At 72.2% G+C, this 17,074-nt stretch carries 17 protein-coding genes; 11 read left to right on the top strand and 6 right to left on the bottom strand.

The window, feature by feature from the left end; all coding sequences use genetic code 11:
- Positions 1-4: 4 nt before the first annotated feature.
- A complete protein-coding gene (manB, locus tag B0I31_RS18220; protein ID WP_106616605.1) occupies positions 5-1,081 on the bottom strand; it encodes a mannose-1-phosphate guanylyltransferase in 1,077 nt (358 codons plus the stop codon).
- A gap of 156 nt (positions 1,082-1,237) precedes the next feature.
- Here manB and B0I31_RS18215 point away from each other — a divergent pair, with 156 nt between their 5' ends.
- Positions 1,238-1,630, top strand: coding sequence for a hypothetical protein (locus tag B0I31_RS18215; protein ID WP_106616604.1), 393 nt, complete (start codon positions 1,238-1,240; stop codon positions 1,628-1,630).
- A 219-nt stretch (positions 1,631-1,849) separates the two neighbouring features.
- Here the strand turns inward: B0I31_RS18215 and B0I31_RS18210 are convergent, their stop codons facing one another.
- The 4 genes from B0I31_RS18210 to B0I31_RS18195 are packed head-to-tail and all read right to left on the bottom strand — an operon-like array spanning position 1,850 to position 5,461.
- Positions 1,850-2,395 (bottom strand): NUDIX hydrolase, encoded by a 546-nt coding sequence (locus B0I31_RS18210; RefSeq protein WP_106616603.1) that lies wholly within the window; start codon positions 2,393-2,395, stop codon positions 1,850-1,852.
- On the bottom strand, positions 2,392-3,726 hold the full coding sequence (locus B0I31_RS18205) for a coenzyme F420-0:L-glutamate ligase (protein ID WP_245950141.1): 1,335 nt from the start codon (positions 3,724-3,726) through the stop codon (positions 2,392-2,394). The genes B0I31_RS18210 and B0I31_RS18205 overlap by 4 nt, the downstream gene beginning before the upstream one ends.
- Positions 3,719-4,684, bottom strand: a complete 966-nt coding sequence (gene cofD, locus B0I31_RS18200; protein ID WP_106616601.1) for a 2-phospho-L-lactate transferase — start codon at positions 4,682-4,684, stop codon at positions 3,719-3,721. Before cofD ends, B0I31_RS18205 begins: the two co-directional genes overlap by 8 nt.
- Before the next feature lie 24 nt (positions 4,685-4,708).
- Positions 4,709-5,461 (bottom strand): site-2 protease family protein, encoded by a 753-nt coding sequence (locus tag B0I31_RS18195; RefSeq protein WP_106616600.1) that lies wholly within the window; start codon positions 5,459-5,461, stop codon positions 4,709-4,711.
- Positions 5,462-5,729: 268 nt separating this feature from the next.
- Between B0I31_RS18195 and B0I31_RS18190 the strand changes: the two genes are divergently transcribed.
- Both B0I31_RS18190 and B0I31_RS18185 read left to right on the top strand, forming a co-directional pair.
- Entirely contained in the window at positions 5,730-6,035 is a 306-nt protein-coding gene (locus B0I31_RS18190; RefSeq protein ID WP_053723270.1) for a WhiB family transcriptional regulator, read from the top strand.
- Between the two features lie 87 nt (positions 6,036-6,122).
- Positions 6,123-9,392 carry a glycosyltransferase family 2 protein gene (locus B0I31_RS18185; RefSeq protein ID WP_106616599.1) on the top strand — a complete coding sequence of 1,090 codons (3,270 nt, stop codon included), beginning with the start codon at positions 6,123-6,125 and terminating at the stop codon, positions 9,390-9,392.
- Positions 9,393-9,513: 121 nt separating this feature from the next.
- Here B0I31_RS18185 and B0I31_RS18180 read toward each other — a convergent pair whose 3' ends face one another.
- Positions 9,514-9,957 carry a metallopeptidase family protein gene (locus B0I31_RS18180; protein WP_053723291.1) on the bottom strand — a complete coding sequence of 148 codons (444 nt, stop codon included), beginning with the start codon at positions 9,955-9,957 and terminating at the stop codon, positions 9,514-9,516.
- Between the two features lie 148 nt (positions 9,958-10,105).
- On the opposite strand from B0I31_RS18180, the gene B0I31_RS18175 reads away from it, so the two are divergent.
- From B0I31_RS18175 to B0I31_RS18135, 8 genes are all read left to right on the top strand, one after another.
- On the top strand, positions 10,106-10,465 hold the full coding sequence (locus B0I31_RS18175) for a DUF3499 domain-containing protein (protein ID WP_073885657.1): 360 nt from the start codon (positions 10,106-10,108) through the stop codon (positions 10,463-10,465).
- Between the two features lie 88 nt (positions 10,466-10,553).
- Positions 10,554-11,906: a phosphomannomutase/phosphoglucomutase gene (locus B0I31_RS18170; protein WP_106617022.1), complete on the top strand. Its 1,353-nt coding sequence runs from the start codon at positions 10,554-10,556 to the stop codon at positions 11,904-11,906.
- Between the two features lie 5 nt (positions 11,907-11,911).
- Positions 11,912-12,109 (top strand): Trm112 family protein, encoded by a 198-nt coding sequence (locus B0I31_RS18165; protein WP_073886315.1) that lies wholly within the window; start codon positions 11,912-11,914, stop codon positions 12,107-12,109.
- Positions 12,110-12,115: 6 nt separating this feature from the next.
- Complete coding sequence (locus tag B0I31_RS18160) at positions 12,116-13,192, top strand: SIS domain-containing protein (RefSeq protein WP_106616598.1); 1,077 nt, start codon at positions 12,116-12,118, stop codon at positions 13,190-13,192.
- Between the two features lie 10 nt (positions 13,193-13,202).
- Positions 13,203-14,414, top strand: coding sequence for a mannose-6-phosphate isomerase, class I (manA, locus tag B0I31_RS18155; protein ID WP_106616597.1), 1,212 nt, complete (start codon positions 13,203-13,205; stop codon positions 14,412-14,414).
- A 42-nt stretch (positions 14,415-14,456) separates the two neighbouring features.
- On the top strand, positions 14,457-15,380 hold the full coding sequence (locus B0I31_RS18150) for a cation diffusion facilitator family transporter (protein WP_106616596.1): 924 nt from the start codon (positions 14,457-14,459) through the stop codon (positions 15,378-15,380).
- A gap of 485 nt (positions 15,381-15,865) precedes the next feature.
- On the top strand, positions 15,866-16,552 hold the full coding sequence (locus B0I31_RS18140; protein ID WP_146173881.1) for an RNA polymerase sigma factor: 687 nt from the start codon (positions 15,866-15,868) through the stop codon (positions 16,550-16,552).
- Positions 16,553-16,763: 211 nt separating this feature from the next.
- Positions 16,764-17,074 (top strand): cyclic nucleotide-binding domain-containing protein (locus B0I31_RS18135; protein WP_245950060.1); only part of this gene is annotated, 311 nt, incomplete at its 3' end.

Here is a 17,074-nt window from a genome sequence, read left to right as displayed (position 1 = left end):
ACCTCTACACATCGGCGGAGAACCGCACACCGCCCTCCGGCAGCACGACCCCCGGCCACACCCTGGCGCCGTTGATCAGCTCGCACCGCGCGCCGACGACCGCGTTGTCACCGATCACCGCGTCCGACACGACCGCACCGGCCTGCACCAGCGAGTTCGCCCCGAGCACGCTGCGCTCGACCCGGGCGCCCTCGCCGACCACCGCGCCGTCGAACAGCACCGAGCCGTCCACCACCGCGCCGGCCGCGACCGTGCAGTTCGCGCCGACCGTCGCGCCGCCCTTGACCACGGCGTTCTCGTCCACCGACGCGCCGTCGAGGATCACCGCCTCACCTCGCAGCGCCAGCGCGGCCGTCGGCGCGATCCCGCGCACCAGGTCCGCCGAACCCTGCACGAACGCGGCGGGCGTGCCCAGGTCCAGCCAGTACGACGCGTCGACGTAACCCTGCACGCGGGCACCCGCCGCCAGCAGCCCCGGGAACGTCTCCCGTTCCACCGACACCGGCCGACCTGCGGGAATGCCCTCGATCACCTCGCGCCGGAACACATAGCAGCCCGCGTTGATCTGGTTCGTCGGAGGGTTCTCCGTCTTCTCCAGGAACGCCGTGACGCGGCCGTTCTCGTCGGTCGGGACGCAGCCGAACCGGCGCGGGTCGTCCACCTGGACCAGGTGCAGCGTCACGTCGGCCTCGGCCTTGCGGTGCGTGTCGACCACGGCACGCAGGTCGACCCCCGACAGGATGTCGCCGTTGAACACCACCACGTCGCGTTCGCGCAGCTTGTGGGCGACGTTGCGGATCGCGCCCGCCGTGTCCAGCGGCACGTCCTCGACCACGTACTCCAGCTCCAGGCCGAGCGCCGTGCCGTCACCGAAGTGCTCCTGGAAGACCTCGGCCTTGTAGGACGTGCCCAGCACGACGTGGGTCATGCCGGCTTCCCGGATCCGCGACAGCAAGTGGGTGAGGAACGGCACCCCGGCGGTCGGCAGCATGGGCTTGGGCGCGGACAGGGTCAGTGGTCGAAGTCGGGTTCCCTTGCCCCCGACCAGAACCACCGCCTCGGCGCCTTGCAGCTCCGACATGCCGTTTTTCCTCCTCCGCTTACTTCCACCCGTAGTTTGCGAATACTCTGGCATGAGCACTCCGGCGGCACGGGCGGTGGTCCGTGTCGACGAGCGTCACCGATCGGCACGCCGGCGTTAACCAGCCGGCCCAAGGCACACGCAGGAGAGATCCGGATGGACCCCCGCGCTCGGGCCGACGCGGCGCTGGCCCGTGCTCGTGCACGTGGCATCCACGTCGTGACGCCGGACAACATGACGTCGCCCATGGACTCGTCGGCGACCCAGCAGATCCCGCGCGCCATGGTCAACGCGGTCGACCCGCGTGGCGGCGACCCGGACTCGACCATGGTGCTGGCCGCGCACGTAGCCGCAGGTCAACCCGCGCCGCCACCCCCGCCCCCACCACCCGCCGCGCCCGCCCTCGAACCGGAACAGCGCGTGGCCCCGGGCCCGGTCCCGACCGTCCAACAGGTCCCGAGCTCCCGCCCGACCCTGTCCCAACGCCTCTCCGGCGGCCAACCCCAACACCCCCCGGGCCTCTCCCAACGCCTCAACGGCGACTCCTGACACCGCGAGAGTCCAACGCTCAGCGCCCGAGAGTCGTACCTTCGCGGCGCGTGAGTCCAACGTTCAGCGCGCGAGAGTCCAACGTTCGCGCACCCCGAGTTCAACGCTCACGACGAGCGGCACGTGGCTGAGCGTTGAATTCAGGTGTCGTGAACGTTGGACTCTCGGCCGCTGAGCGTTGGACTCACGCGCGCTGGAGGTACGACTCTCGCGCGGGGGTTAGAGGTGGGGGGTGGTGGCGGCGATCAGGGGGTGCAGGTCGTCGACGTCGGGTGGTAGGGCGGACAGGGGCCACCAGGCCAGGTCGAGGGACTCCGAGCTGCGGGACGGTTCGGCGTCGAGCGGGGCGCGGACCAGGAAGCGGACGTCGAAGTGACGGGTCGGCTTGCCCAGTGAGCACGTGATCGGGTGGACGTCCAGGTGGACCGGGACGGGGGAGATGCGCAGGTCGCCGATTCCCGACTCCTCCGTCGCCTCACGCAGCGCCGCACCGGCCAGCGTCGTGTCGGACGCCTCGCAGTGCCCGCCCAACTGCAGCCAACGGCCCACCCGCGGGTGCAGCGTCAGCAGCGTGCGCTCCCCGGAAGCGTCCACGACCAGCGCCGACGCGGTGAGGTGCCCCGGCTCGCACGACCGCAGGCACGCGTCCTCCCGGGCCGCCAGGAACCCCAGGTAAGCCTGCCGCAGCGACTCCTGCGCCGGGTCCGCCGGACGCCAGGCGCCCAACGTCGCCACCGCGTCCGCGTGCAACGCCGAGTGGCTCACAGCTCCAGGAACCTCTCGTCCGCCTCGGGCAACGGCCGCGGCGTCAGCTCCGCCTCCGGGTGCCCGATCGCCACCGCGCCCAACGGTTCCCAGGCGGCCGGCAGCCCCAGCACGTCACGCACCACGTCCGCGCAGAAGATCGTGGACGACACCCAGCACGACCCGAGGCCCTCGGCGGCCAACGCCACCAGCAGCCCCTGCACCGCCGCACCGCCCGAGATCGTGAACATCGTCCGCTCGGCCTCCGCCCGGCGCGGGTCCGGGTACGCGTGCGCACCGTCACGCACCAGGAACGGCACGACGATCTCCGGCGCGTTCCGCAGGAAGTCACCCCGGCCGACCCGGGCCGCGACCTGCTCCTCCGCCAACCCGTCACCGCGCAGGTCCGCCCGCCACCGGTCGGCCATCGCGTCCAGCAGCACGTCCCGCCGCCCGGACAGCCGCACGAACCGCACCGGCCGCGTGTGGTGCGGCGCGGGCGCGGTCAACGCCGCCGCCACGGCCCGCCGCACGGCGTCCACGGACACCGGCGCCGACGAGAAAGCCCGCACCGAACGGCGCAGCAACACCGCCTCGGCCCGCCCCTGCGCGACCGCTTCCGCCGTCCCGAGCCGGAACAGGTCCTCGGCCACCGGCCGGGCCAGGTCACGGGCCGTGGAACCGTCGTCCGCGAACGGCAACCCGCGCACCACCGCCACCGGCACCGCGCCCAGCTTGCCCTTCACCAGGTCGGCCGCCGCCGCGATCTCGTCGGCCACCGCCACCTCGGTCACCACCAACGGGTTGCCGTAGCGGTCCACCGAGCCCGCGTACCGGTGCAGCACGGCCAGCCCGGACGACCCGATCGCGGCGTCGGTCTGGCCCACCCGCCACGCCCGGCCCATCGTGTCGGTCACCACGACCGCCACCGACACGCCCAACGCCGCCGCCAACGCCGCCCGCATCGCCGCCGCCGATCCGTCCGGGTCCACCGGCAGCAACGCGATCTCGTCGCCGTTGACGTTCGACGCGTCCACACCGGACGCCGCCTGCACGATGCCCAGCTTGTTCTCGGTGATCAACGTCCGCCCGCGCCGCGCCAGCACGCGCACCGACTCGGCCTCGACCCACTGCCGCCGCACGGCGTCGCGCGCCTCGGGGTCGGCGGGCACCGGCACCAGCCGACCTTCCACTTTGGACAACGCCTTGGACGTCACGACCACGATGTCGCCATCGGCCAGCCAAGGCGCGGCCGCGGCGATGGCGGCCGCCAGGTCGTCACCGGGCCGGAACTCCGGCAGCCCGGTCACCGGCAGCACGGTGATCGGCGATCCGGCCGCGTGGTCAGCCAACGTCGACACCGGCCAGTTCCAGCGCCGCCCGCGCCATCGCGGCCGTGGCGTCCACATCGGACATCAACAGCGGCACCGCGCGCACCGCGACCCCGGGCACGTCCGAGCGGTCACCGGTGTGCACGAGCCAGCCGTCCAGCACGCCCTTGTCGGTGGTCTTGCGCGACCCGTAGTACCGGCCGACCGCCTCGGCGGAGGTCTCCACGCCGATCGCCGACAGGCACGCGTCCGCCATCCCGCGCAGCGGCTTGCCGCCGATGATCGGCGACAGCCCCACCACGCCCGCCTCGGTCTTGCGCAACGCGTCACGCACCCCCGGCACGCCCAGGATCGTGTTCACGCTCACCACCGGGTTCGACGGCGCGATCAGCACCGCGTCCGCGTCGCGCACCGCGTCGAGCACGCCGGGAGCGGGCGTCGCCGTCTCCACCCCGACCGACGCGAACGACCGCGCGGGCAGCCCGGCCCGGTGCTTGACCCACCACTCCTGGAAGTGGATGGCCTTCTCGCCCTCCTCGGTCGTCACGACGACGTGCGTCTCCACCCGGTCGTCCGACATGGGCAGCAGCCGCACGCCCGGCTCCCACCGGTGGCACAACGCCTCCGTCACGGCCGACAGCGGGTAGCCCGCGCGCAGCATCCGGGTCCGCACCAGGTGCGTGGCGATGTCCCGGTCGCCCAGCCCGAACCACGTCGGGTCGGCGCCGTAGGCGGTCAGCTCCTCCTTGACCGACCACGTCTCGCCCGCGCGCCCCCACCCGCGCTCGGAGTCGATCCCGTCACCGAGGGTGTACATGCAGGTGTCCAGGTCGGGGCAGATCCGCAACCCGTGCATCCACACGTCGTCACCCGTGTTCACCACGGCGGTGATCTCGTGCTCCGGACCGGTCAGCAGGCTCTTCAGCCCGACCAGGAACCGCGCCCCGCCAACCCCGCCAACCAGTACGACGACCTTCACGAGTCGCCATCCTCCCACCGGCGCTCAGCGCCAGAACAGGAAGGTGCCCTGCCCGTCCGCCGCCAGCCACCGGTCGCCGCCGATCAACTCGAACACGCCGTACCCGGCCTCGAAGAACAGCCGGCCGATGGTCGGGAACCCGATCAGCACCGCGAAGAGCACGAACGGCGCCCACATCCGCGCCTTCGCGCCGAACTGCCGCGCCGAGTACGACATGTACGGCTCGATCGCGCCCCACCCGTCCAGGCCCGGGATCGGGAGGATGTTGAGCACGAACGCGAGGATCTGCACGGCCGCCAGGTAGGACAGAGCGGCGGCCAAACCCGCCGGCGGCGTGAAAAGGATCACCGACAGCGACAGCAGGATGCCCAGCACCAGGTTGCTCAGCGGTCCGGCCAACGACACCATCGACTCGACCCGCTTGTCGCGCAAGGCGTGGTGGTTGATCCACACCGCGCCGCCGGGCAGCGGGATGCCGCCGAACGCCAGCAGCACCAACGGCAGCACGATGCTGAACACCGGGTCGGTGTAGCGCCGGATGTCGAGGGTCAGGTACCCCTTGGCCTGCACGGCGTAGTCGCCGCCGCGGTAGGCCACGATCGCGTGACCGAACTCGTGCAGGCACAGCGAAACCGCCCAGCCGCCGAGCACGAACAGCACCGTGCCGGCGGTCAGCGCGGCGGTGGAGTCGTCGAACAGGGTCAGCACGGCGCCTGCCACCGTCACCGCGAGCAGGCTGAGGAACAGTGGACTCGGACGCACCGCTGATCGCTTCACCCCACCAGTGTGACGTCCCCGCGCCGGTGCTTCACAGGCGTCCGATAGGCCATCCGCGCAGCCATTATCGCTGCGAGCACCTCCTCAATCACCGTCTGTGCTGCTAGTCAAGGCTTTTCGCACCATCCGCGGGAATATCCCCCGTCCTGTGGACTCCGCTTGACCGCGTGTTGTGACACAGGTGTAATCACATCGGTGTCATTCGTCGTTGTGGGGACGGCGAGTGGTGTCCGCCAACCGGGGAGAGCGGAAGGCGAGGAGGCGGACTATGCAGGAATTCGACGGGGGTCGCATCGTGGACGGGGACGTCCCGGCACCGGAGCCGGTCGTACTCGACCTGTTCGACGCGGCCGATGAGCAGGACTGGCAGGAGCGCGCCCTGTGCGCGCAGACCGACCCGGAGGCGTTCTTCCCGGAGAAGGGCGGCTCGACCAGGGAGGCCAAGCGGATCTGCCTCGGTTGTGAGGTGCGCTCCGAATGCCTGGAGTACGCCCTGCAGCACGACGAGCGCTTCGGCATTTGGGGCGGGCTGTCCGAGCGTGAGCGGAGGAAGCTCAAAAAGCGCGCCGTGTGATGGATGCGCACGGGTGATCGCTCGCGGCCCGTGCTCTGGCTTACCGTGGTCGTCCCACGGCGTAGTCGGAGCAACTAGGAGCGGCACTTGACGAGCGGGGCCACTCCGCGGCTGCGCACCGCGCCCGTGCTGGCGGTACTGGTGTGCCACGACGGCGACCGGTGGCTGGGCACGGCGCTGTCCGCGTTGCGCCGCCAGCAGCCGCGGCCGCGGCACGTGATCGCCGTCGACACGGGTTCCGTGGACGGCACCGCGAAGGTGCTCGCCGACGCCTCCGAAGGTCCCGATCGGGTGATCGACGGTGTGCTGACGCTGCCCCGCGGCACCGGTTTCGGCGCGGCCGTCCACGCCGCCGTCGAGCACGCCGTGCAGCGGTGGGGCGATCCGGGCGCGTGGCTGTGGCTGCTGCACGACGACTGCGCGCCCGAACCGGACTGCCTGTCCGCGTTGCTGACCGCGGCGGAGGTGTCGCCGTCCGCGGCCGTGCTCGGGCCGTTGAGCCTGGACTGGACCGACCCGCGGCTCGTGGTGGAGGCGGCGCTGTCGACCGACGCGTCCGGCCACCGGCAGACCGGCATGGGCCGGGTCGAGCTGGCCGGGTCGTTCCGGCAGAGCACCGAGGCGTTGGCGGTGCCGTCCGCCGGGTCGCTGATCCGCCGCACGGCGTGGGAGGAACTCGGCGGCTACGACCGCGCCCTGCCGCTGCTGCGCGACGACATCGACTTCGGCTGGCGGGCCAACCTCGCCGGGCACCTGGTGCTGTCGGTCCCGGTGGCACGGCTGCGCCACGCGCGTGCGGCGGGGCGTGGCGTGCGGAGGTTGGACGCGGCGGCGGCGCCTCCCGGGCCGGCCCTGCGCGGTGTGGACCGGGCGCACGGGTTGCGCACGTTCCTGCTCAACTGCGGGACGTTGTCGTTCGTGCTGGGACTGCCCCGGTTCGCGGTGCTCGCGTTCTTGCGTTCTTCTGGCTTTTTGTTGCTGCGCCGGTTTTCCGACGCGCGGGCCGAGATCGGCGCCCTGCGGTACCTGCTGAGCGGGCGGGCGCGGTTGTTGGCGGGACGTGCCGAACGACCGGCGCACGGGGTCGTGCGCGGTTTGTCCACCAGCCGGATCACCCGGTTGCGCAACGCGATCCGCGGTGCGTCGGCGGCGTTGGTCCGGCGGCGCGTCGAGGCGGACCTGGCGTTGGGGCGGCTGCCCGAGGACGACGCGCGGCCGGGCGCGTGGGCGCTTCCGTCCGAAGTGGAGCGTCCGGTGGTCGGACCTTCGGCGCTGCCGGCCGGTGTGCTGTCCCGGCGGCGTCCCGTGCGGGCGACCGGTGGGTTGCGCCGGCCGGTCGTGGCCGTGCCGGTGGAGGCGCCGCCCGGGCCGCGACCCTCGCCGCGTCCCCGTCCTTCGCCCGTGCCGCGCGCCCCCGGTGCGCCCGGTGTGGTGTTCGTGGAGGTCGACCGGGCGCGCGTGCTGTGGTCGCTGGTGCTCGGACCGCCGTTGCTGCTGGTCGTGGGGCTGGCGGTGGTCGGGATCCTGGCCAACGCGTCGCGGATCGGGCTGGACCTGAGCGGCGGTCGGCTGCTGCCGGTCGGTGACCTGGCGAGCACGTGGTCGGCCTACCTGGCCGCGTGGCACCCGGTGGCCGGTGGCACGACCGCGCCCGCACCCGCGGCGTTGGCGGTGCTCGGGACGGTCGGCGTGCTGGTCGGGTCGCCCGCCACCCTGGTGGCGTTGCTGTTCATCGGCGACGCGCCGTTGGCCGGGCTGCTGGCGTACGCGGCGTCACGGCGGATGCCCGTGCGGCGGCCGGTGCGGGCCTTGGTGGCGGCGGCGTACGCGTTGCTGCCGGCGGCGACGTCGGCGGTGAGCCAGGGCAGGCTGGACGTCGTCGTGGTGCACGTCCTGGCGCCGGTGGTGTTCGCCGGGGTGGCCGCGGTCCTGCGGGGTGGGGCGGGCGCGTCGTGGCTGCCGGTGGCGTCGGGGACGGCGCTGGCGCTGGCGGCGGTGGGCGCGTTCTCGCCGTTGGTGCACGGGCTGGTGGCGTTGGCGGCGCTGGTCGGGTTCGTGGTGGTGCCCGGGCGGCACGGTGACGGTCGGCGGCGGGTGGCGTCGCTGTTCATGGTCGTGCTGCTGCCGATGGCGCTGCTGCTGCCGTGGCCGGCGGTGGTGTTGCAGAACCCGGCCGTGGTGCTGCACGGGGTGGGCGCGTTCGTGGTGACGCCCGCGGTGGAGCTGGTGGACCTGCTGTCGCTGCGGCCGGGCGGGACGGGTTCGGTGCCGTTCGTCGGGCTCCTGGTGGTCGGGTTCGCGCTGGTCGCGGCGGTGCTGCGGCCGTCGCGGTCGATGCTGGCGGGTTGGGCGGTGGTCGTGCTCGGCGGGTTCGCGGTGATCGTGCTGCGGACCGTGGTGGTGGCGCCGCTGCCCGGCGGTGACGCGTCGCCCGGGTGGACCGGTGGGCCGCTGGTGCTGGTCGGGTGGGGCTTGCTGTGGGTGGTGCTGTCGGCGTTCCGGCGGGACGCCGGCACGGTGCCGGTGCGCCGGGTCGTGTCGGTGGTCGGGGTGCTGTCGGTGGTCGGGCTGGCGTGCGCCGGGTTCGTCGGGCTGCGCTCGGGCGCGTTGACGGCGGACGGTGCGCGGCTGCCGTCGACGTTGGCGCAGGAGTTGCCGGCCACCGGGCGTTCGGTGCTGGTGCTGGGCACGCCGACGAGGCTGGTGGCCGGGCGGCTGCCCGCGTTCGGTGACGACGACCTGGTGCCCGCCGCGACGGCCACCGCGAGGTTGGAGCGGTGGACGCGCGACCTGACCGGCGGGTCGGCGTCGGCGGCGCGGACGGCGTTGGCGCAGGCGGCGGCGTCGGGGGTGGCGTTCGTGGTGGCGCCGGACCTGAAGACGGCGCAGGTGGTGCGCGAGGCGGTGGGCGAGCTGGTGGCCGTGACGCCGGCGATGTCGGACGGGCGGCCGGTGCTGCGGGTGCAGTTGGCGGCGGGCAACGCCGTGCTGCTGTCACCGGAGCTGGCGCGGCGGGCCCGGACCGGCGGCAACCCCCCGGTCGAGCTGGGCGCGCCGGGCATCGCCCCCGTCGAAGCCGCTCCGCCGGAGGTCGGCGTGCGGGTGTCCGAGGGGCCCGAGGGTCGGCTGCTGGTGCTGGCGGCGGAGGAGGAGCCGGGCTGGCGTGCGTGGGTGGACGGCCGTGAGACGACGATCGTGCGCGCGTGGGGTCACCTGGTCGGCGTGACGGTGCCCACCACGGCCTCGGAGGTGCGCGTCGAGGCCTCCTCGACCCTGCGCGAACTGCTCCTGATGCTCCAGGCCGCCGCCGCCCTCTTCACCGCCCTGACCGCCATCCCCTCCCGCCGCCGCCCCTGAACGTTCAACTCACCCGTTCCGAACGCAGGACTCTCGCGACGCGAACGTAGGACTCTCGCGAGAGTCCTACGTTCGGAACGCGAGAGTCGTACGTTCGGGTACCCCGAGTTCAACGCTCGGGTCAGTCGCCGTCGATCACGTCCGGGTCCAGGCCCAGGTAGTTGGCCACCTGCTCGACCAGCACGTCGTGCACCAGGTCGGACAGGTCGGCGCCGTCCTTGGCCCGCGCCTCCAACGGCCGCCGGTACAGCACGATCCGGGCACGGCGGTCGGCACCGGCGGGCACGAGCCGCGCCAGGGGCACGTTGCCGTCCTCCACCACGTCGCCGTCATCACCCGACTGGATGTCCGGCACGTCGTCCACCGCGACGTCCAGCTGCGTGAGCTCGGTGCGCCACCGCGCCTCGATCGGCTCCAACGCCTCCAGCACCAGCGCGTCGAACCGCTCCGCCCGGCTGCGGGCCGCCGGCAACGTGGCCGGGTAGAGGGGTCCGCGCAGCCCCCGACCGTGCCGGTCGCGGTTGCGTCGCCGCGGAGCGCCCTGCCGCCGTGAACCCCGAGCCATCACCACGGGGTAGAGGGTAGTTGTCCGCCGGACGGCCCCGTCCACGTACCTCCGCGACCAGGCAAGTTGGCCGAGCGCGGCACCACCGCCAACGCCGCGCCGGAGGTAATCCAACACACGTCGCGCGGGACGCGATATCGTCCCCGCCGTGCGGAGCGTGAGACGGTGCTCGCGAACCGGGTGCGCGAACCCGGCAGTCGCCACGCTCACGTACGCCTATGCGGACTCCACGGCGGTCGTCGGGCCCCTCGCGACCTACTCCGAACCGCACTCCTACGACCTCTGCGAAGAGCACGCCCTGCGCCTCACCGCGCCGCGCGGCTGGGAGGTCGTGCGGCACCAGGGCGAGTTCCGCGCCCCCGAACCCACCGTGGACGACCTGACGGCGCTGGCCGAGGCGGTCCGCGAGGCGGGCCGGGCCACACCGCAGGTCGAGCTGCCGGAGCTGCCGGCGGGCACGATCCGACGCGGCCACCTGCGCGTTCTGCCCGATCCGAACGAAGACTGAACGAAGACCCAGCGACCGGGCACGACGCCCCGCCGCGCGCCGGTAGGCTTCCCAAGGCAGTGTCAAGAGCCAACTTGGGAGTGTGGCCGTGCGCGATCTGTCCGGCATCGTCAAGGCTTACGACATCCGCGGTGTCGTCGGCGAGCAGCTCGACGCCGACGTCGTACGCGACTTCGGCGCGGCGTTCGCCCGCCTGGTCGGCGGACCCGCCGTGGTGATCGGGCACGACATGCGCGACTCGTCGCCCGGCCTGGCCGCGGCGTTCGCCGAGGGCGTCACCGCGCAGGGCGTCGACGTGGTCAGCATCGGCCTGGCCAGCACCGACATGCTGTACTTCGCCTCCGGCAAGCTCGACCTGCCCGGCGCGATGTTCACCGCCAGCCACAACCCGGCCAAGTACAACGGCATCAAGCTGTGCCGCCCGGGCGCGGCGCCGGTCGGCCAGGACAGCGGCCTGGCGCAGATCCGCGAGGACGCCGAGCAGGGCGTGCCGGACGCCGAGGGCGTGGCCAAGGGCAAGGTCACCGAGCAGGACATGCTCACTGACTACGCCGCCTACCTGCGGGAACTGGTCGACCTGAGCGGCAGCCGGCCGTTGAAGGTCGTGGTCGACGCGGGCAACGGCATGGGCGGCCACACCGTGCCCGAGGTGTTCGAGGGCCTGCCGATCGACATCGTGCCGATGTACTTCGAGCTCGACGGCAACTTCCCGAACCACGAGGCCAACCCGCTGGACCCGAAGAACATCGTCGACCTGCAGAAACGCGTCCAGGAAGAGGGCGCGGACGCGGGTGTCGCGTTCGACGGCGACGCCGACCGCTGCTTCGTGGTGGACGAGCGCGGCGAGCCGGTGTCCCCGTCCGCCATCACGGCCCTGGTCGCGGTGCGCGAGCTGGCCAAGGACCCCGGCGGCACGATCATCCACAACCTGATCACCTCGCACGCGGTGCCGGAGATCGTCCGCGAGCACGGCGGCGTGCCGGTGCGCACCCGCGTCGGCCACTCGTTCATCAAGGAGGAGATGGCCAAGACCGGCGCCATCTTCGGCGGCGAGCACTCCGCGCACTACTACTTCCGCGACTTCTGGCGTGCCGACACGGGCATGCTGGCCGCGTTGCACGTGCTGGCCGCGCTCGGCGAGCAGGACGGCCCGCTGTCCGCTCTGACCAGCGACTACGCCCGTTACGCGGCGTCCGGCGAGATCAACTCCACGGTGGACGACCAGCAGGGCAGGCTGGCCGCCATCAAGGCCGAGTTCGGCTCGCGCGAGGGCGTCGAGCTGGACGAGCTGGACGGCCTCACGGTGAACCTGCCGGACGGCTCCTGGTTCAACCTCCGTGCGTCCAACACCGAGCCGCTGCTCCGGCTCAACGTCGAAGCCGCCGACGCGGCCTCCGTCGCGGCGCTGCGCGACGAGGTCCTGGCGATCGTGAGGGGATGAGCGCCGTGGCTGTCCAACTGGACGCGCAGTTGCTGGAGATCCTGGCCTGTCCGTGCCCGGAACACGCGCCGCTGAAGGTCGGCACCGCGTCCGACCCGCTCGCGGACTACCTGACCTGCACCTCGTGCGGCCGGTCGTTCCCGGTGCGGGACGGCATCCCGGTGCTGCTGCTGGACGAGGCTGTCGAGCCGACGGCCGGGTGAGCTCGGGTGCTTGACGACAGCCTCCTCGACGACCAGTCCCGGCTCACCGACGCCGACCGGGAGGGTCTGCTGCGCGCCGCCGCACGCGCGGGCGCGCAGGTCCGGGCGACCGCCGAGGCGGCCGACGACCTCGGCGTCGACCGGGTGTTCTCCGAGCGCCCTCGGGCGTTGGTGCTGGTCACGCGGCCGGGTGTGGGTGGCGCGATCGCCGGCGTGGTGACGGCGCTGCTCGGGACGCGCTGCCCCGTGCCGGTCGTGGTCGCCGACGACGTGCCGACGTGGGTCGGTGCGCTGGACGTCGTCCTCGCGCACTCCGAGGACCCCGGTGACGTGCGGATGGCCGAGTCGATCGACCGGGTGGCCCGGCGTGGCGCGCGGGTGCTGCTGACCGCCGAGCCGGACGGCCCGGTGGCCGCGTCCGCCGCGCAGCACGCGCTGCTCATCCCGCCGCGGGTGCCGGTGCCGCAGGGCTTCGGCTTCGCCCGCGGGTTCGCCGCGTGGCTGGTGGCGCTGAAGTCGTTGGGGCTGCTCGACGTGGACGTGCAGGCCGTCGCGGACGAGCTGGACCGCGAGGCCGAGCGGTGCCACCCGATGCACGAGTCGTTCGTCAACCCGGCCAAGACGCTCGCGTTGCGCATCGCCGAGCGGACCCCGCTGCTGTGGGGCCTGGACGACCTGGCCACGGCCGTCGCCGCCCACGGCGCGGAGGTCCTGGCGACTTACGCGGGCGTGGTGAGCGACGTGGCCGGCTATCCTCAGGCCCTGACCCGGTCGGTGCTGCACCGCCGGGCCGTGCGCGGCACGTCCGGTGCCGACCTGTTCGCCGACCCGGACGACGAGCACGACGGCCTGGTCCGCGCGATGCTGGTGGCCGTGCGCAGGGGCCCGCAGGCCGACTTCGCCCGGCGGGTCGCGATGGAGACCTTGTCCGGAGCCGACGTGCTCGAACCGGCCGAGGAGGTGAGCGGCGGCGAGGCGGTGTGCGCCGCGCTGCTCGCCCTGCGGTTCGAGCTGGCCGCGCTGTACCTGGGTCTGGCGGCGGGCACGCTGGGCGGACCCGGGCTGTACGCGCCGGCCGTGTGAGGGGATGACTGTGGACCTGCTGCACAACGCGGTGCGCGCGTACGCGTGGGGATCGCGCACCGCCATCGCCGAGCTGCTCGGGAAGGAGGTGCCGACGCCGCACCCGGAGGCGGAGCTGTGGATGGGCGCCCACCCCGGCGACCCGTCACGGGTGGTGGGACCGGACGGTGCGGCGCGGTCGCTGCTCGACCTGCTCACCGACGACCCGGACGGCCAGCTCGGCACCCGCCACGCCGACCGGTGGGGCAGCAGGCTGCCGTTCCTGCTCAAGGTGCTGGCCGCGGACGAGCCGCTGAGCCTGCAGGCGCACCCGTCCGCCGAGCAGGCCGCGAACGGATTCGCCGCCGAGGACGCGGCGGGCGTGCCGATGGACTCGCCGATCCGCAACTACAAGGACCCGTCCGCGAAGCCCGAGCTGATCTGCGCGTTGACCGAGTTCCACGCGCTGGCGGGGTTCCGCGAGCCGGCGCGCACGGTGGCGCTGCTGCGGTCGTTGGACGCGCCGGACTTCGCGCCGTACGCCGAGCTGCTGGCCGCCCAGCCGGACGGCGACGGCCTGCGCGCCCTGTTCACCACCCTCATCACGCTGCCGCAGACCGCGCTGGACATGCTCCTGCCGCAGGTGCTGGACGCGTGCGTGCTGCACGTGAAGGAGCACGGCGAGTTCGACCTGGAGTGCCGCACGGTCCTGGAGCTGGGCGAGGCGTACCCCGGTGACGCGGGCGTGCTGGCCGCGCTGCTGCTCAACCGGATCGTGCTGCAGCCCGGTGAGGCGATCTACCTGCCCGCCGGCAACCTGCACGCGTACCTGCACGGCACCGGCGTGGAGATCCTGGCCAACTCCGACAACGTGCTGCGCTGCGGGTTGACGCCCAAGCACGTGGACGTGCCCGAGCTGATGCGGGTGCTGGACTTCGCGTGCGGCGACATGCCCGTGCAGACGGGGGTGGAGACGTCGCCGGGGCTGTGGTCGTACCGGACGCCGTGCCCGGAGTTCGAGCTGTCGCGGATCGAGGTCGGGCCCTCGGTGCACGTCCGGGTGGACCACAGCGGGCCCCAGATCCTGCTCTGCGCGCGCGGCCGGGCGCGGTTGACGTGCGGTGACGAGACCGTGGAGCTGGCACGGGGCCAGTCCGTGTGGCTGCCCGCGCGTGACCCTGAGGTGCTGGTCACAGGGGACGTCGACACCCAGCTTTTCCGGGCCACGCCCGGTGTTGAGTAGGGTCACACCGACAAATCGGACCTGGGCGTAGAGGGAGCAACCGTGTCAGCAGGGGGCGGGACCAAGGCGATCATCGCCGCGCTGGTGGCCAACGCCGGGATTGCCGTGGCCAAGTTCATCGGCTTCCTGATCACCGGGTCGTCGTCGATGCTGGCCGAGTCGGTGCACTCGGTGGCGGACACGTCCAACCAGGGCTTGTTGCTCCTGGGGCAGAAGACGGCCCGGCGCGCGGCCACCGTGAACCACCCGTTCGGGTTCGGCCGGGACCGGTACTTCTACTCGTTCATCGTGGCGTTGATGCTGTTCAGCCTCGGCTCGGTGTTCGCCCTGTACGAGGGCATCCACAAGCTGGAGTCGCACGAGGAGCTGAGCAGCCCGATAGTCGCGGTGATCATCCTGGTCGTCGCGATCGGCCTGGAGATCTACAGCTTCCGCACCGCGATCGTCGAGTCGCAGAAGATCAAGGGCGACGCCACGTGGTGGCAGTTCATCCGGCAGTCGAAGGTGCCGGAGCTGCCGGTCGTGCTGCTGGAGGACGCGGGTGCGCTGTTCGGCCTGGTCCTGGCGCTGATGGGCGTCGGGCTGTCGACGCTGACCGGTGACCCGGTGTGGGACGCCATCGGCACCATCTGCATCGGTGTGCTGCTGGGCGTCATCGCGATCATCCTGATCGTGGAGATGAAGTCGCTGCTGATCGGCGAGGGCGCGGCGCCGGCGGAGCTGGACGTGATCGTGGACGAGCTGGCGGCGGGCAAGGTGCAGCGCGTCATCCACATCAAGACCCAGTACATCGGGCCGGACGAGCTGCTGGTGGCGGCGAAGATCGCGCTGAACTCCGGCCTGTCGATCAACGAGGTGGCCGAAGCCATCGACGCCGCCGAACAACGCGTCCGGAACAAGGTCCCCGCCGCCCGCCTGATCTACCTGGAACCCGACCTGGACCGGTCGCTGACCACCAAGTCGTAGGTCCCCCGATCGCACGGCGAAGGGCGACGAGCCGTCATGGTTCGTCGCCCTTCGCCGTGCGGCCGCAGTCACGCGCAACGGGGTCAGGTGCCCTCGCGCGAGCCTTCATCGCTGGGCGGGTCGTAGCCCACGTGCGCGTGGAAGAACGCTACCGAGACCCCGCTCGAGGCGAGTCCGGCGAGGATCGCGGCGGCGACGTTCTTCCCCGCGAGGTAGGTCAGGGTTCCCGCTCCAGCACGCACACGAGGCCCAACAGCAGGACCAGTGCGGTGCGGGTGCTCAGTAGCGGTGGCCGCGAAATCTGGCTCACTTGCTGCTCCGGAGTAGTCGGCGGCTTGGTGACTCGTGGTGCTTCTACGTGGCACGACGCGGAACCCGGCACGCCGGGGTGACGCGCGACGCGATCGGAGCCGACTCGTGCCGCCGGCCGTCTGCGCCGACATAGAACCTGTCGTTCGGATGAGCCGCGTCCGAGGGGGCCGCGATTGGTTGGCAGCGATGATCGACACCAAGCAGACGCCAAGATCCGTGACACGCTCGTCGCGGAGAACTGCGAAGGACCTGAATGGCAGCGGTTCGCCCGGGTGCTCAGCGAGTACGGCTTCGCCTCGATGATGGGGTGGCTGCGATCGGGGTTGATCTTCACCTTGTGCAAGGAGAAGGGCTGCCCGGTCGGTGTGCCGCCACCCTATTGGGAGCACGACGACCTGGTCAGCCTCGCCGGCGACACGGTGGTCAAGGCGATCGGCGACTTCCGGCGGAAAGCGCTGCTGGACGGTGCGTGGGACCCGGCAGGCGGGGCGAGCCTCAAGACCTACTTCACGACCGCCTGCGTCTTCGCGTTTCCCAACGTCTACCGCAAGTGGAGCAAGGAGCGGGCCCGTCGAGCAGCCGAAGACTTCCGATTATCGAGTGTCGACGAGCTGGTGGACATCGCGTCGCCGGCACCCGATCCCGGTGACGTGGTGGTCACCAAACTAGAGATCAAGCGCGGCCTCGCCGATATCCCGAGTGAGTACGCCCGGTCGGCGCTGATCCTGTCGGAAGCCGGTTATGCTCTCGGCGAGATAGCGGAACTGTTGAACACCACCCGTGGTGTGATCAAAGGAGCACTGGAAAGGCATCGACGCAATACTGGTCGACCGGTGAGGGGTGGGGGTGGCAATGCCTGAAAGGGTGGTCGGTCAATCGGCAGCCGTCGAGCACCTCATCGAGGACTCCTCGTTCGGCACCGATGATGCGCGTGACCTTCGTGGCCGCGCCCCTCGTGAGGTGGTCGAGGACATCATGAGCCGGGTGAGCCGGCAGGCTCCGGTGGTGGCGTTGCCGCCACGGAGTTCGTTCACGCCTGGGGTGATGCCGACTCCGAGCCGGAGCGGATTCGTGTACCCGCGTTCGTCCGGGCCGACGCAGGCGGCCGTGGTAGCCGCGGTGGCCGGGGCGGACTCGGGATGGCCTGGGCACAGCCTGCTCGGCCGGCTGCGGGCATCGACCCGGGGGGAGCTGCTGAACATCGGCACGGTCGTGCGGTACGGGCCGGACCGCGAGGTCATCGAGCAGGATGCGAAGGACACCCACGCATTGCTCCTGCTGGACGGTGTGGTCAAGGTGCAGACCACGGACGAGACGGGCGACACGGCGCTGCTCGCGATCAGGGTCGCGGGCGACCTGGTGGGCGAGATGGCGGCGCTGGA

The sequence above is a fragment of the Saccharothrix carnea genome (assembly GCF_003014735.1).
Classification (GTDB): domain Bacteria; phylum Actinomycetota; class Actinomycetes; order Mycobacteriales; family Pseudonocardiaceae; genus Actinosynnema; species Actinosynnema carneum.
This window is presented reverse-complemented; position numbering and strand designations above follow the sequence as displayed.